At 72.5% G+C, this 13638-nt stretch carries 13 protein-coding genes, 1 pseudogene and 1 riboswitch; of the genes and pseudogenes, 8 read left to right on the top strand and 6 right to left on the bottom strand.

Annotated elements, in window-relative coordinates:
* The first annotated feature begins 24 nt into the window (after positions 1-24).
* From dxs to AB0E14_RS00055, 4 genes are all read left to right on the top strand, one after another.
* The gene (dxs, locus tag AB0E14_RS00070; RefSeq protein WP_362409574.1) at positions 25-1902 is read left to right on the top strand and encodes a 1-deoxy-D-xylulose-5-phosphate synthase; all 1878 of its coding nucleotides are present in this window, start codon (positions 25-27) and stop codon (positions 1900-1902) included.
* Positions 1899-3284 (top strand): aspartate aminotransferase family protein, encoded by a 1386-nt coding sequence (locus tag AB0E14_RS00065; protein WP_362409572.1) that lies wholly within the window; start codon positions 1899-1901, stop codon positions 3282-3284. The genes dxs and AB0E14_RS00065 overlap by 4 nt, the downstream gene beginning before the upstream one ends.
* Positions 3285-3348: 64 nt before the next feature.
* Positions 3349-3990 carry an XRE family transcriptional regulator gene (locus AB0E14_RS00060; RefSeq protein WP_362409570.1) on the top strand — a complete coding sequence of 214 codons (642 nt, stop codon included), beginning with the start codon at positions 3349-3351 and terminating at the stop codon, positions 3988-3990.
* A gap of 18 nt (positions 3991-4008) precedes the next feature.
* Positions 4009-4164, top strand: coding sequence for a DUF6126 family protein (locus AB0E14_RS00055; protein ID WP_362409568.1), 156 nt, complete (start codon positions 4009-4011; stop codon positions 4162-4164).
* A 16-nt stretch (positions 4165-4180) separates the two neighbouring features.
* Here the strand turns inward: AB0E14_RS00055 and AB0E14_RS00050 are convergent, their stop codons facing one another.
* Positions 4181-4993: a tyrosine-protein phosphatase gene (locus AB0E14_RS00050; RefSeq protein ID WP_362409566.1), complete on the bottom strand. Its 813-nt coding sequence runs from the start codon at positions 4991-4993 to the stop codon at positions 4181-4183.
* Between the two features lie 393 nt (positions 4994-5386).
* A riboswitch (cyclic di-AMP (ydaO/yuaA leader) is annotated at positions 5387-5546 on the top strand.
* A gap of 4 nt (positions 5547-5550) precedes the next feature.
* Between AB0E14_RS00050 and AB0E14_RS00045 the strand changes: the two genes are divergently transcribed.
* Positions 5551-6513: a LysM peptidoglycan-binding domain-containing M23 family metallopeptidase gene (locus AB0E14_RS00045; protein ID WP_362409564.1), complete on the top strand. Its 963-nt coding sequence runs from the start codon at positions 5551-5553 to the stop codon at positions 6511-6513.
* A gap of 167 nt (positions 6514-6680) precedes the next feature.
* On the top strand, positions 6681-7493 hold the full coding sequence (locus tag AB0E14_RS00040) for an SGNH/GDSL hydrolase family protein (protein ID WP_362409562.1): 813 nt from the start codon (positions 6681-6683) through the stop codon (positions 7491-7493).
* Here AB0E14_RS00040 and AB0E14_RS00035 read toward each other — a convergent pair.
* The 5 genes from AB0E14_RS00035 to AB0E14_RS00015 are packed head-to-tail and all read right to left on the bottom strand — an operon-like array spanning position 7480 to position 12747.
* Positions 7480-8400: an STM4011 family radical SAM protein gene (locus AB0E14_RS00035; protein WP_362409560.1), complete on the bottom strand. Its 921-nt coding sequence runs from the start codon at positions 8398-8400 to the stop codon at positions 7480-7482. The two genes, AB0E14_RS00040 and AB0E14_RS00035, sit on opposite strands and share 14 nt — an antisense overlap.
* Positions 8401-8409: 9 nt before the next feature.
* The gene (locus AB0E14_RS00030) at positions 8410-9741 is read right to left on the bottom strand and encodes an STM4012 family radical SAM protein (protein WP_362409558.1); all 1332 of its coding nucleotides are present in this window, start codon (positions 9739-9741) and stop codon (positions 8410-8412) included.
* A complete protein-coding gene (locus AB0E14_RS00025) occupies positions 9738-10559 on the bottom strand; it encodes an STM4013/SEN3800 family hydrolase (RefSeq protein WP_362410297.1) in 822 nt (273 codons plus the stop codon). The genes AB0E14_RS00030 and AB0E14_RS00025 overlap by 4 nt, the downstream gene beginning before the upstream one ends.
* A gap of 20 nt (positions 10560-10579) precedes the next feature.
* On the bottom strand, positions 10580-11788 hold the full coding sequence (locus AB0E14_RS00020) for an STM4014 family protein (RefSeq protein WP_362409556.1): 1209 nt from the start codon (positions 11786-11788) through the stop codon (positions 10580-10582).
* Complete coding sequence (locus AB0E14_RS00015; protein ID WP_362409554.1) at positions 11785-12747, bottom strand: STM4015 family protein; 963 nt, start codon at positions 12745-12747, stop codon at positions 11785-11787. Before AB0E14_RS00015 ends, AB0E14_RS00020 begins: the two co-directional genes overlap by 4 nt.
* Before the next feature lie 174 nt (positions 12748-12921).
* On the opposite strand from AB0E14_RS00015, the gene AB0E14_RS00010 reads away from it, so the two are divergent.
* Both AB0E14_RS00010 and AB0E14_RS00005 read left to right on the top strand, forming a co-directional pair.
* Positions 12922-13248 carry a hypothetical protein gene (locus tag AB0E14_RS00010; protein ID WP_362409552.1) on the top strand — a complete coding sequence of 109 codons (327 nt, stop codon included), beginning with the start codon at positions 12922-12924 and terminating at the stop codon, positions 13246-13248.
* A 47-nt stretch (positions 13249-13295) separates the two neighbouring features.
* A pseudogene (locus AB0E14_RS00005) lies at positions 13296-13638 on the top strand (hypothetical protein); the annotation flags it as partial.

The raw sequence follows: 13638 nt of genomic DNA, 5'->3' as shown, positions 1-13638 counted from the left end.
CCGAACGACGAAAGGGGGCCGAGCATGACGATTCTGGAGACCGTCCGGGGGCCGCGCGACCTCCGGCCGCTGAGCGGCGCGCAGCTCGACGAGCTCGCCGGGGAGATCCGGCGGTTCCTCATCCACGCGGTCGCCAGGACGGGCGGCCACCTGGGGCCCAACCTCGGCGTGGTGGAGCTGACGCTCGCGCTGCACCGGGTCTTCGACTCGCCCGCCGACCGCATCCTCTGGGACACCGGCCACCAGAGCTACGTCCACAAGCTCCTCACCGGGCGCCAGGACTTCTCCAAGCTGCGCAGCAAGGGCGGGCTCTCCGGATACCCCTCCCGCGCGGAGTCCGCGCACGACGTCATCGAGAACTCGCACGCCTCGACGGCCCTCGGCTGGGCCGACGGCCTCGCCAAGGCGAACGAGCGCACCGGCCGGACCGGCCACGTCGTCGCCGTCATCGGCGACGGCGCCCTGACCGGCGGCATGGCCTGGGAGGCACTCAACAACATCTCCGCCGCCCCCGACCGGCCCCTGATCGTCGTCGTCAACGACAACGAGCGCTCCTACGCGCCGACCATCGGCGGCCTCGCCGACCACCTGTCCGCCCTGCGGACCACGGACGACTACGAGCGGGTCCTCGCCTGGGGCAAGGACGTCCTCCAGCACACCCCGGTGATCGGCCGGCCGCTCTACGGCTCGCTGCACGGCGCCAAGAAGGGGTTCAAGGACACCTTCGCCCCGCAGGGGCTCTTCGAGGACCTGGGGCTGAAGTACGTCGGTCCCGTCGACGGCCACGACCGGGCCGCCGTGGAGGCCGCCCTGCGCCGGGCCCGGCGCTTCCACGGTCCGGTCCTCGTGCACTGCCTCACCGAGAAGGGCCGCGGCTACCGTCCCGCCCTGGAGGACGAGGCGGACCGCTTCCACGCGGTGGGCGCCATGGACCCGGTCACCTGCGCACCGCTCACCCCGTCGGCCGGGCCCTCCTGGACCTCGGTCTTCGGGGACGCGATGGCCGAGATCGGGGCCGAGCGGCCTGACGTCGTCGCCCTCACCGCGGCCATGCTCCACCCCGTCGGCCTCACCACCTTCGCCGAGCGCTTCCCCGACCGGGCCTGGGACGTCGGCATCGCCGAGCAGCACGCCGTCGTCTCCGCCGCGGGCCTGGCCACCGGCGGGCTGCACCCGGTGGTCGCCGTCTACGCGACCTTCCTCAACCGCGCCTTCGACCAGCTGCTCATGGATGTCGCCCTGCACCGGTGCGGCGTCACCTTCGTCCTCGACCGGGCCGGCGTCACCGGCACCGACGGACCCTCCCACAACGGCATGTGGGACCTCTCCGTCCTCCAGGTCGTGCCCGGCATCCGGATCGCCGCCCCGCGCGACGCCGACCAGCTCCGCGCCCAGCTGCGCGAGGCCGTCGCCATCGACGACGCCCCGACGGTGCTGCGCTTCCCCAAGGAGACCGTCGGCCCGCCGCTCCCCGCCCTCGGCCGGATCGGATCGATGGACGTCCTGCTGGCGGAGGAGGACCCCGAGGTGCTCCTCGTCGCCGTCGGGGTCATGGCCGACACCTGCCTCCGGGCCGCCGACCTCCTCGCCGGACGGGGCGTGCGCTGCACCGTCGTCGACCCGCGCTGGGTCGCACCGGTCGACGAGGCGCTCGCCCCGCTCGCCGGACGGCACCGGCTGGTCGCCGTCGTCGAGGACGGCGTCCGCACCGGCGGCGTCGGCGCCGCCGTCGACCGGGCCCTGCGCGACGCGGGCGTCGACGTCCCCCTGAGGACCTTCGGGATCCCGGAGCAGTTCCTCGCCCACGCCAAGCGCGCCGAGGTCCTCGCCGACCTCGGCCTCACCCCGGTGGAGATCGCCGGGCACATCAGCGCCGCACTGACCCGGAAGAAGGGGCGATGAGCACGGAGTTTGACCTCTCGGCACTGCTCGCCGAACGCGGCGCGGAGCGCTACGAGCTGCACGGCCGCTACCTCAACCACCAGCTCCCGCGCATGCTGCACACGATCGGCTTCGACAAGGTCTACGAACGGGCCGAGGGCGCCCACTTCTGGGACGCCGACGGCGAGGACTACCTCGACATGCTGGCCGGCTTCGGCGTCATGGGCCTGGGCCGGCACCACCCCGTCGTCCGCCAAGCCCTCCACGACGTCCTGGACGCCCAGCTCGCCGACCTCACCCGCTTCGACTGCCAGCCGCTGCCGGGTCTGCTCGCCGAGAAGCTGCTCGCCCACAGCCCGCACCTGGACCGGGTCTTCTTCGGCAACAGCGGGACGGAGGCGGTGGAGACCGCGCTCAAGTTCGCCCGGTACGCCACCGGGAAGCCCAGGATCCTGTACTGCGCGCACGCCTTCCACGGCCTTACCACCGGCTCCCTGTCGGTGAACGGGGAGAAGGGGTTCCGGGACGGCTTCGCTCCGCTGCTGCCCGACACGGCCATCGCGCTCGGTGACCTCGACGCGCTGGAGCGGGAGCTGCGCAAGGGCGACGTGGCGGGCTTCGTCGTCGAGCCGATCCAGGGCAAGGGGGTGCACGCGGCGCCGCCCGGCTTCCTGCGCGCCGCCCAGGAGCTGCTGCACCGGCACGGAGCCCTGCTGATCGCCGACGAGGTGCAGACCGGGCTCGGCAGGACCGGGGACTTCTACGCGTACCAGCACGAGGAGGGTGTCGAGCCCGATCTGCTCTGCGTCGCCAAGGCCCTGTCCGGCGGGTACGTGCCCGTGGGCGCGACGCTCGGCAAGGACTGGATCTTCAAGAAGGTCTACTCGTCCATGGACCGCGTCCTCGTCCACTCCGCCAGCTTCGGCTCCAACGCGCAGGCCATGGCCGCCGGGCTCGCCGTGCTCTCGGTGATGGAGAACGAGGGCACGGTGGCGCACGCGCGAAGAATCGGCGAGCTGCTCTCCTCGCGCCTGAAGGAGCTCGTGCCCCGCTACGAGCTGCTGCACGAGATCCGTGGGCGCGGGCTGATGATCGGCATCGAGTTCGGCCGGCCCTCCTCGCTCGGCCTGCGCAGCCGCTGGACCATGCTGCAGGCGGCCCGCAAGGGTCTCTTCGCGCAGATGGTGGTCGTGCCGCTGCTCCAGCGCCACCGGATCCTGACCCAGGTGTCGGGCGACCATCTGGAGGTGATCAAGCTCATTCCGCCGCTGATCATCGACGAGGCGGACGTGGACCGTTTCGTGGCCGCGTTCACGGCGGTCATGGACGACGCCCACGGTGGCGGCGGACTGGTCTGGGACTTCGGGAAGACGCTGGTCAAGCAGGCGGTCGCGCAGCGCTGAGGGGAATCTTTGCCTCTGGGGCAAGAAGTTTGCCTCAGAGGAAAATTCCTGGCGGAATGGAGGCATGGACCACCTCCCCGGGGAGCATTCCCCGGACCCTGCCGCAGGCGACGCGCCCGCCGTCCTGCCGGACGTCGCCCCGCAGCTGCGGGGGCTGCGCCGGCGTCGCGGGCTGACCCTCGAGGCCGCCGCCCAGCGCGCCGGACTCTCCCCGGCCCATCTCTCCCGGCTCGAGACGGGCCACCGCCAGCCCTCGCTTCCGATGCTGCTGGCCCTGGCCCGTATCTACGGTACGACGGTCTCCGCCCTCCTGGGCGAGGTTCCGGCCGAGCGGGACCCGATCGTCCGGGCCGGCAGGTCCGAACCCGTCGAGGCGGACGGCTGGACCTACCGCCAGGCCGGGGGGCCGGGCCGCGCGCTGCAGGCGCTCCGCGTCCACGTGCCGTACGCCACCCGGACCGACATCGTGCGGGTCCACCCGGGGGAGGAGTGGCTGCACGTCCTCGACGGCCGGGTGCGCCTCGCGCTCGGCGACTCCGTCCATGTCCTGGACCCCGGGGACAGCGCGCACTTCGACTCGCTCACCCCGCACCGGATCGGCGCCGCCGGACGGGGCGGAGCCGAGCTGCTCTTCGTCCACACGCTGATGCAGAGCCCCGTCGCCGAGCTGTGCCTCGGCGACGGTGGCGCACCGCACCTGCACTGAACCTCAGAAAGGACCGATATGTCCGAGAAGCACGCACCGGTCACCGGCGAGGAGCGCGAGGCCGGCAAGTTCCCCAAGGGGCTGGTCCTCCGGCTCTTCGCCTACCTCGTGGCCGGGCACCTCTTCGCCGGGTTCCTCTATCTGCTGTTCGCCCTCGGCGCGCAGAACCAGTGACGCGCCGGGGTGGGGCTCACCCCTCGACGACGAGCCGCTCGCGCAGCTTCGCCCGGGTCTCCGGGCTGAGCTTCAGGCCGTCGGTGAAGTAGTTCTCCGCCGTCCCCCAGGTCTGCTCCATCGTCTCGAACGCGGCCCGCAGGTACTCCACCCGCGCGTCGAACAGCGGGCTGATCAGCTCCATCACCTCGGGTGCCATCGCGTCCGAGGCGGAGGAGGCGCGGCGCACCTTGTAGCGGCGGTGCGGGTCGTTCGACTTCACGTAGTCGGCCTCGATCGCCTCGCGCTCGACGCCCACCGCGAGCAGCGAGATCGCGATGGAGAGACCGGCCCGGTCCTTTCCGGCCGCGCAGTGCATGAGCGCGGGGACGCTGTCCTCGGCGAGCGCGTGCAGGATGCGGCTGTGCTCCGCCGTCCGCTCGACGATCATCTGCCGGTACGAATCGGACATTCGGGTCGCGGCCTTGTCGCCGCCCAGGATGTCGCGCAGCTGCTCCAGCTCGCCGGAGCGGACGAGCTTCCAGAACTCCTTGCCGTCGGCCGGGTCGTTGAGCGGTATGTTCACGTTCCGTACACCGGGCAGTTCGACGTCCGGGCCCTCGATCTTGACATCGGCCTGATTGCGGAAGTCGAAGATCGTGTGCAGCCCGAGGGTGGTGAGGAAGGCCGCGTCCTCCTCGGTGGCGTGCGCCAGGTGGCCGCTGCGGAAGAGGCGCCCGAACCGCACCGAGCCGCCGTCCACGGTCGGCAGTCCGCCCACGTCCCGGAAGTTGCGTACCCCGGTGAGCTCGGGTTCGGTCGACGGGACCTGGGGCAGCTGCTGCGTCACGAGTGCTCCTGAAGGTAGACGGATCGCGATCGGTTCCTGATCGATTCCTGGGGCAATCATCCCGGGTGTCGGGGGCGGCGCGCACCCCTGGGTAGGGGATTGGGTGTTCTGTCCGAATTGAGCCCTTCGGTATAACGCGCCCTGGTTGCAGGGGAGATGGGTTTCGGGGCGTGAGCAGCGTCTCAAAGGTGACGGACCGTGCCTGATCGTCCCCGCTAATTCCCGTACCGGAAAAGGAAATCGATCCCCCGTCATCCACGCAGGGTGACCGGAATTCGGCGCGGATATCACGCCGCGGATTGCGAACGGAAACCAGCGGCTTGTTCGGCTCGACCCCGCTCGTCTAGCGTCACGCTCAATCCGGACGGACCGCCGAATCCTGCCACCGACCGGAATCAATCCGCACCCATCCACGTACGGCAGGAGCGGGGGACCCAGGTAAGTACGCCGCACCGGTCTGACCGGACGGCTCGGGGTGAAGCCGCGTGAGAACGCGGCCGGACATCTCCAGTCCGAACCCGACAGCTCACCTCGTAGGCGACGGAGAGGAATTCGCCATGCCCGCGAAGGGTAAGCATCGCCGTCCCAAGGCCAACCCGATCACGCGCGGATTCGTCGCCGCCGGCACCGGCGGCGCCGTCGTCGCCCTGCCGCTGCTCGGTGCGACCGGCGCCCACGCCGCCGAGAAGGCCGCGCCGGCCCTGACGTCCGAGAAGGCCGTCGCCGCCGTCGCCGCCACCCCCGCGAAGGCCCCGGCCGCCCCCGCGGCGAAGCCGAAGACGTACTCCGTCGTTCCCGGCGACTACCTGTCGAAGATCGCCGCCGAGCACGACCTCAAGGGTGGCTGGCAGAAGCTCTACGCCGACAACCGCCAGGTCGTCGGCGAGAACCCCTCGCTGATCCTCCCCGGCATGAAGCTCACCCTGGGCGCCAAGTCCACGGCCGCCCCGAAGGCCGCGGCCCCCAAGGCCGCCCCGAAGGCCGCGCCCAAGGCCGAGAAGAAGTCCTCGTCCTCCGACGCGAGCGAGTCGCGCGCCTCCCGCTCCTCCGAGCGCACCACGGCCGCCACCACCCAGGACTCCGCCCCCGCGCAGTCCGCCCCGGCGCAGTCCTCCTCCGGCTGGGTCGCTCCGGTCGGCGGCGGCGTCTCCACCCCGTACCGGGCCTCCGGTTCGATGTGGTCCTCCGGCTACCACACCGGTGTCGACTTCATCGCCTCCTCCGGCACCTCGGTCAAGGCCGTCGGCGCGGGCACCGTCCACTCGGCCGGCTGGAGCGGCGCGTACGGCAACGAGGTCGTCATCCAGCACGCCGACGGCACGTACTCCCAGTACGCCCACCTCTCCTCGCTCTCCGTCTCGGCCGGCCAGACCGTCACGGGCGGCCAGCAGATCGGCCTCTCCGGCTCGACCGGCAACTCCAGCGGCCCGCACCTGCACTTCGAGATCCGCACCGGCCCGAGCTACGGCTCGGACATCGACCCGCTGGCGTACCTGCGCCAGCACGGCGTCGGCATCTGACGAGCCGCGTCGTACGCACCACCCCGCAGGGGCCCGGCACTTCGGTGTGCCGGGCCCCTCGCGCGTATTCCGGCTTGGCGGAATCTTGACCGGTGGCGTATCTCACCCGGCGTCAACCCCTCCTTACGGTCGCGTAGGTCACACCCGTAAGGGAAAGATGAACTCCCGTGGCAGACGATTCGAGATCAAGAGACAAGAACGTATTCGGGTCGTACGCGGCGATCGGGGACAGCTTCACCGAGGGCGTGGGAGATCCCGGGCCGGACGGGAAGTACGTCGGATGGGCGGACCGCTTCGCGGTTCTCCTCGCCGACCAATTGCCGGAGCACGACGCGTTCCGTTACGCCAATCTGGCCGTCCGGGGCCGGCTCCTCGACCAGATCGTGGCGGAGCAGGTCCCGAGGGCCAAGGAACTCGCCCCCGACCTGGTGAGTTTCTGTGCGGGCGGCAACGACATCATCCGGCCCGGCACCGACCCGGACGACGTCGCCGAGCGCTTCGAGCGCGCCGTCGCCGACCTCACGTCGGCCGTCGGCACGGTGATGGTGACGACCGGCTTCGACACCCGCGACGTACCCGTCCTGCGGCACCTGCGCGGCAAGATCGCCACGTACACCGCGCACGTCCGGGCCATCGCCGACCGCTACGACTGCCCGGTCCTCGACCTGTGGTCGCTCAAGTCCGTACAGGACAGGCGGGCCTGGGACGACGACCGGCTGCACCTCTCGCCCGAGGGCCACACCCGGGTCGCGCTGCGCGCCGCCCAGGTCCTCGGCATGGACGTGCCGGCCGACCCGGACCAGGCCTGGCCGCCGCTGCCGCCGAGGGGGACCCTGGAGGTCCGCCGCGACGACATCCACTGGGCCAGGGAGTACCTCGTGCCGTGGATCGGGCGCCGCCTCCGCGGCGAGAGCTCGGGCGACGACGTCGCGGCCAAGCGCCCCGACCTCATGCCGGTCGGCGACCTCATGCCCCTCTGACGACTCCGTCGGGCGCGGCCGCGCCATCGGGTCCGACCACCCCGACCGGCGCGACCAGCCCGACCGGCGCGGCCGGGATCCGCTCCAGGACCCCGCCCGCGAACACGTCGTACAGCGGCAGCGTCTCCAGGTGGACGTAGCCGATGTGGCAGTCGCACACGGCGAGCGGGCAGGCGCGCGGGCGCAGGGCGGCACGGAACGAGCCGTCGTACAGATTGCCCAGCTCCGCCTTGACGAAGTGGCACCGGCGCACCGTCCCGTCGCCGTCCACGGAGATCACCGACTCCCCGGTCCTGCAGGGCAGCCCGGCCGAGCGGTGCGGATGGCGGCTGTACGGGAAGAGGGGGTCGAGGGCCGTCCAGCCCTCGGCCTCCTCGTCGGTGTACGTATGACCCTCCGCCGCGTTCACCCACAGATAGACCTCGCGCGGCAGGTCCGCGCGCAGCCGCTCCGCGTGCTCCCGGTGCTCGGCCAGACCGACGATCCCGACGCTGAACCGCGTGCCCCGCGCCGCCAGGTCGTGGCACTTGGCGAGGAAACGGTCGTACGGCGTCTGGCCGGGATGGTACGTGCACCAGAGCGCGAGGGTCTCGGCGTCGGCCTCGGCCAGCCAGTCCGTCCGGCAGCTCAGATTGGTCTGGATCGCCACCCGCTCGATGTGCGGCAGATGCGACAGCTCGGCGAGGGTCCGCCGGTACCACGACCTGACCAGGCCCTCGCCCCACGGCGTGAACAGGATCCGCAGCCGGTCGTCGGTCCGCGCCGCCGCCCACGCGGCGAAGCGTTCGAGGGCGGCCCGGTCGGCCCGCAGCTGCTCACGGCTGTCACGCCGCTTGGCGAACGGGCAGTAGGGACAGTCGTAGTCGCAGGAGGCGAGCGGCCCCCGGTACAGGATCGTCAGGTCCACGACCGTCCCCTACTTCGGCTCGTAGGCGGCCATCGCCGCCCGCACGGCCGGGGAGAAGAGCGCCGGGCCCAACGCGTCCGAGTGCGCGAGGCCCTCCGCGGAGAGCCGCAGCAGCCCGGCGGGCGCCGCCGGGTCCAGCCAGCCCAGCGCCTCGAACCGGCCCAGCTCCGCGGGGAAGTCCGCGAAGGGCGAGGCGCCGAACCGCTCCTCGTACTCGGCGACGGGCATCCCCCTGGCCTGCAGGAGCGACTGCAGCAGATGGCGTCGGCGCGCCTCATCCGCGTCGACCCGGCGGCCCACCCGGGCCCGCCCGAAGTCCTCCGTCGCCGTGTAGTCGTCGATGATCGCCCGGATCTCCCGCATCTCGACGGCGTAGTCGAAGGAGTAGTGCAGCTCCGAGGTGTACGAGCGGGCCCCGCAGCCGAGGCCGATCATGCCGTCGGTCTGGCAGGCGTAGTCGTCGGCGCCCTGCGGCGGCGCGTCGGCGCGCCGGAACATGCGCATCGACACCTGCTCGTAGCCACGGGCGAGCAGATGGTCCCGGCCGTGGCGGTAGAGCCGCAGCCGCTGCTCGTCCCACTCCCGGTCGGCTGTCGCCGAGAGCCGGCCGAGGCCGGTGAGGGGGCGGACGTACAGCGGATAGAGATAGAGCTCCTCCGGCCGCCAGGCGAGGGCGGCGTCGAGCGAGAGGGTCCAGCTGCGCTCGGTCTGGCCTTCGATGCCGTAGATCAGGTCGATGTTGAGGACGGGGACGCCGCTGGCGCGGATCCGGCCCAGCGCCTCCTCGACCTCGGCGCGGCGCTGGGGACGCACGGCGGCCCGGGCCTCCGCCGCCACGAAGCTCTGCACCCCGATGCTGAGCCGGGTGGCCCCGCGCTCGGCGAGGACCGTGAGCCGGTCGGCGGTCGCGGTCGACGGGGACGTCTCCACCGAGAGGGGGACGGCCCGCAGGTCCACGCCCATGCGCTTCTCCGCGATGTCGCAGAGCCGCTCCAGCTCGCCGGCGGTGAGGAAGGTGGGCGTGCCGCCGCCGAAGGCCGCCGTGGCGAACCGGACCGGCCCGGCGTCGCCCAGTGCCTCGCGCACGGCGGTCGCCTGGCGGTCGAGGGCGTCGAGGTAGCGGGTCGTCAGCTCGTCCGGTGCGCCGATCCGGGTGAAGAGGTTGCAGAAGCCGCAGCGGACCTCGCAGAACGGTATGTGGGCGTAGAGGGAGAGCGCGTCCTTCGGCTCGTCGCGCCAGAGCGCGGCGAGGGAGGGCGTCGGATCGGGGAGCGGGCGGTACGCCGTCTTGTGCGGGTAGGCGTAGACGTAACTCTCGTACGGCCGGGGCGACTCGGTCATGCGCGTGCCTCCGCGCGGGGTCCGTCCAGGAGGAAGTGGGCGTACGGGACGGTCCACACGACCTCGTGGCCGAGCCGGTGACCGGTGAAGCCGTCCTCGCCGTACGCGGTGCCGTGGTCCGAGCAGACGATCGCGAAGCACGGGCGGCGGCTGCTCATCGCGTCGAAGAGACGGCCGATGTGCCGGTCCACGTACTCCAGGGCCGCCGCGTGCGAGGCGCGCGTGTCGCCGGACTCCCGGGTCGCGCCGGGCAGATGGAACCAGTTCGGCTGGTGCAGCGCGGAGACGTTGACGAAGAGGAAGAGCCGCTGCTCGGCGGGGAGCGCCGCGACGATCTCCTCGGCCCTGGTCACCTGGGACTCGAAGGACGTGGGGGAGGCGACGCCGAAGGCGGGCTCCCAGTGGCTCTCGTCGAAGAGCCCCGGCAGCACGGAACCGAGCGGTGCCTGCCCGTTGAAGAACCCGACCCCGCCGACGCACGCGGTGCGGTACCCCTCCTTGGCGAGCCCGGCGACGAGATCGGGGGTGTCGTACACGAACGTGCCGCCGGCGGTGGTCTCGCTGCCGGCGAACCGGGCGGCGAAGAGCCGGGGGTGCGGGCCGGGGGCGGCCGGGGTCGGCAGGAACCCGGCGAAGATCGCCTGGTGGGAGGCGTACGTGAAGCTCCCGGGGGCGTGCCGGCGCTCCCAGTGGCCGCCGGGGAGGTGCCGGGCCAGGTTCGGGAGGCGGCCCGCGGCGGCGAGTTCGGCGGCCACGTCGTACCGGAGGGTGTCGAGCGTGACCAGGAGGAGGTCGTGGCTGCCCACGATCTCGTTCATGTCGGGTGCGTGCTGCTGGTTCACGTGGTGCTCGTTCCTGTGGTGCCTGTGGTGCTGGTCGTGCAGGTGGAACCGGTTGTGCCGGTGGTGCGAGTCTTGCCTGTGCGGGGGTCGGGGCCGCGCAGCAGCGCGGCGACCTGGGCGGCGTACGTGTCCATGCCCTCGGCTCCGCTGCCCGGCAGGCCGGTGAGGCCCGGGAGAAGGTCGCCGAAGGCGTTGACCTCGCCGATGGCGAAGCGCCGCCAGCCGACGGCCGGCAGCAGGTCGATCCCGACGCACCGGGTGCCGGGAAAGGCGTCGGCCGCCCGCTCGCACACCTCCAGCGCGTCCCCCCACCGTCCGCCCGCCGCCGAGACGGCCGCGCGCACGGCGCCCAGATCGCCCCGGGCGCCGCCGAGATGAAGGTTGGTCATCGGGGAGCGGCTGGTCCGTACGACGGCGTGGGTGGCGCGCCCGTCGATCACGACCACCCGCAGATCGGCCGCCCGGCCGTGCTGCACGGCCTTGGGCAGCCAGCGCTCGATGTGCAGCCCGTCCGGAGCGAGCGCGTCCACGATGGCCGCGACCTCGCGCTCCGTCGTGTAGCGGCGCACCCGGAGGGAGTTGAAGAGCCGCCCGTCCGGGGCCCGCTCCACGGAGGTGGTGGCCTGGACGCGTCCGGCGCCGTTCGTCTCCACGGCCAGGACCCCCGAGGCGGACGAGCCGTGCGCCAGCTTCACGAACACCCGGGGCAGCTCGGCGGTCGCCATGAGGGCGCGCACGTCCGCCCAGCCCCTTACGGGCGGGCCGGCCGTGCCGGACGTCGGCGACTCCGGCACAGGGACCCCGGCGACGCGCAGCCGGGCGTGGGCGAGGCGCTTGTCGAAGAGCACCGCCGGCTCGGTGGGGTCGTCGACCAGGACGGCCCCGGCGTCGGCGACGGTCCGGGCGAGCCGTGCCGTGGCGGCCGTGAACGCCCCGTACCAGCGGGCCGTTCCCTCGACGCGCGTCGGGTCGTCGGTGCCGCGCAGCAGCCGCTCCACGTCCGGGTCCTCGCCCGGCGACTCCAACCGGACCGTCTCGCCCGGCCGGAACCGGCCCCCGCCCCGCAGGACGTCGAGCCAGGGCTCGACCCGCGCCTCGGGCAACCCGGCCGCCCGCACGGCGTCGCGGATGTACGCGCCCCTGCGGTGGGCCGGGTTGCCGACGACGACGAGGCGCGGGTGGGCGCCCGTGGGGGAAGAGGTCATTCGGCGACCGCGACGTACCGGAAGACCTCGCCGTCACCGTCGTCCTCGGCCTCCTGCGCGTCGCCGACGTCGACCGTCACCCCGTACGGGGCGAGGGCGTCGACGATCCGCTCGCTCATCTTCTCGCTGAGGTAGTGGTGGGAGAGGTCGAGGTGGGTGAGGTGGGTGAGCGGCTGCCCCACGAGCAGCGCCTCGGCGCCCTCGTCGGTGAGCGTGCCCATCGAGAGGTCGAGGCGGTCGAGCCGGGCGACCACCGGGGCGCCGGCCACGGCGGCGGCGATCTCGTCCTGGAGGACGCTGTTGCGCAGCGCGAGATCGCGCAGGGCGGGGAAGCCGGTGCCGGCGAGCACCGGCGCCAGGTCGTCCAGCGTCGCGTCGCCGCCGTACTCGTCGGTGCCGAGCCACAGGTCCAGCTTCTCGAGCGCGGGCAGATCGCTGCCCACGATGCCGCGCACGACGTCGGCCCCCAGACCGCCCGTCTCCACCACGAGCGTCCGCAGCTCGGTGTGGCGTACGGCCGGGAAGGCGAGCGCCGTGCCGCCGCGCACCCCAAGCTCCTTCAGCCGCGGATAGGCGGCGAGGAGCGGCGTCACGTCGGACTGCTGGATCCAGCTGATCTCGCAGTCCTCGAAGGTCATGTCCCCGAGGAACAGCGCCTCCAGGGAGGTGAGCCGCTCCCCGGCGGCTTCCACGAGTGCGGCGACGATCGGCGCGGACGAGCTGTCGTACGCCTCGTCCCAGCCGCCGACGACCAGCGCGCGGACCTTCTGGGTGTCGACGGCCGCGAGGAACCGGGCGAAGACCTGCTCCCACTGCTCGTCCTCCGGGTCGCAGTACGTCGCGCCGGAGACCCGCCAGGCCACGGAGGCCGGGTCCGGCAGTTCGACGACGGCGTCACGGTCCGGGAACTCGAACACGGGCAGGCCGTGGAACTCCTGCATGTCTCCCGAGATGGTCATGAATGCTCCAGACACCGGACGGCGTTGATCTGCTGATCTGCTGACGCGAGCAGTTGTACCAACCCGCACCGACAACGCGCGGTCCGGGGGCGGTCGCGAGGCCGTTGTCAGTGGCTGCCTCTAGCGTCGAATGCGTGGTCGACACAGACCGTGCCCACCACGGAGGGGAGAGCCATGTACCGGCAGGGAGACGTGCTGATCGTGCCCGTCGAGGAGACGGCGGTGCCCGCGCACGCCAAGGACGCGGCGGGGGAGCCGAGAGACGCCAGGGGCCGGCTGGTCCTCGCGCTCGGCGAGGTCACCGGCCACGCCCACGCGATCCCGGGGCCCGGACGCCTGGTGCGCGAGCCCGGACCGTTCGGGCCGTTCCTGCTCGAACTGCCCACGGGCGGACGGGTGGTGCACGAGGAGCACGCCCCGATCCCGCTGCCGAAGGGCTGGTACCGCGTGGTGCGACAGCGGGAGTACACCCCGGGCGCGTACCGGATCGTCGCGGACTGACACGGACAACGACAGCGACAGCTACTGCTGAAGCTACAGGGGGAGAGATGAACGAGACACCGACGACGGTGGACAAGTGGCGGGCCGTGGCGGCGGCGACCGGAGCGGCCGACCGGGCGGCGGCGGAGGCGGGGGTACGGCTCGCCTACGCCGCGGCCGGTCTCGCGGCACCGGAGCGGATCGTCTGGGCGGCCTCGCCCCGGGCGGCGGTCGCGCTCGTGCGCGGGCTGACCGACGCGGGCGTCTCGGTGCGGGACGAGGTGCGCACCCGGCCCTGGGCGGAGGAGCGCCGCAGTGCAACACCTCGCCCAGCAGGGCCCACACGCACCGCCCTAGGAAGCCTCGCGTGTGGGCCCTGCTGCTTCTCCGTGAAGGAGTGCACACCAGCAT

It is taken from the genome of Streptomyces sp. NPDC047981 (assembly GCF_040653315.1).
Lineage (GTDB): Bacteria > Actinomycetota > Actinomycetes > Streptomycetales > Streptomycetaceae > Streptomyces.
This window is presented reverse-complemented; position numbering and strand designations above follow the sequence as displayed.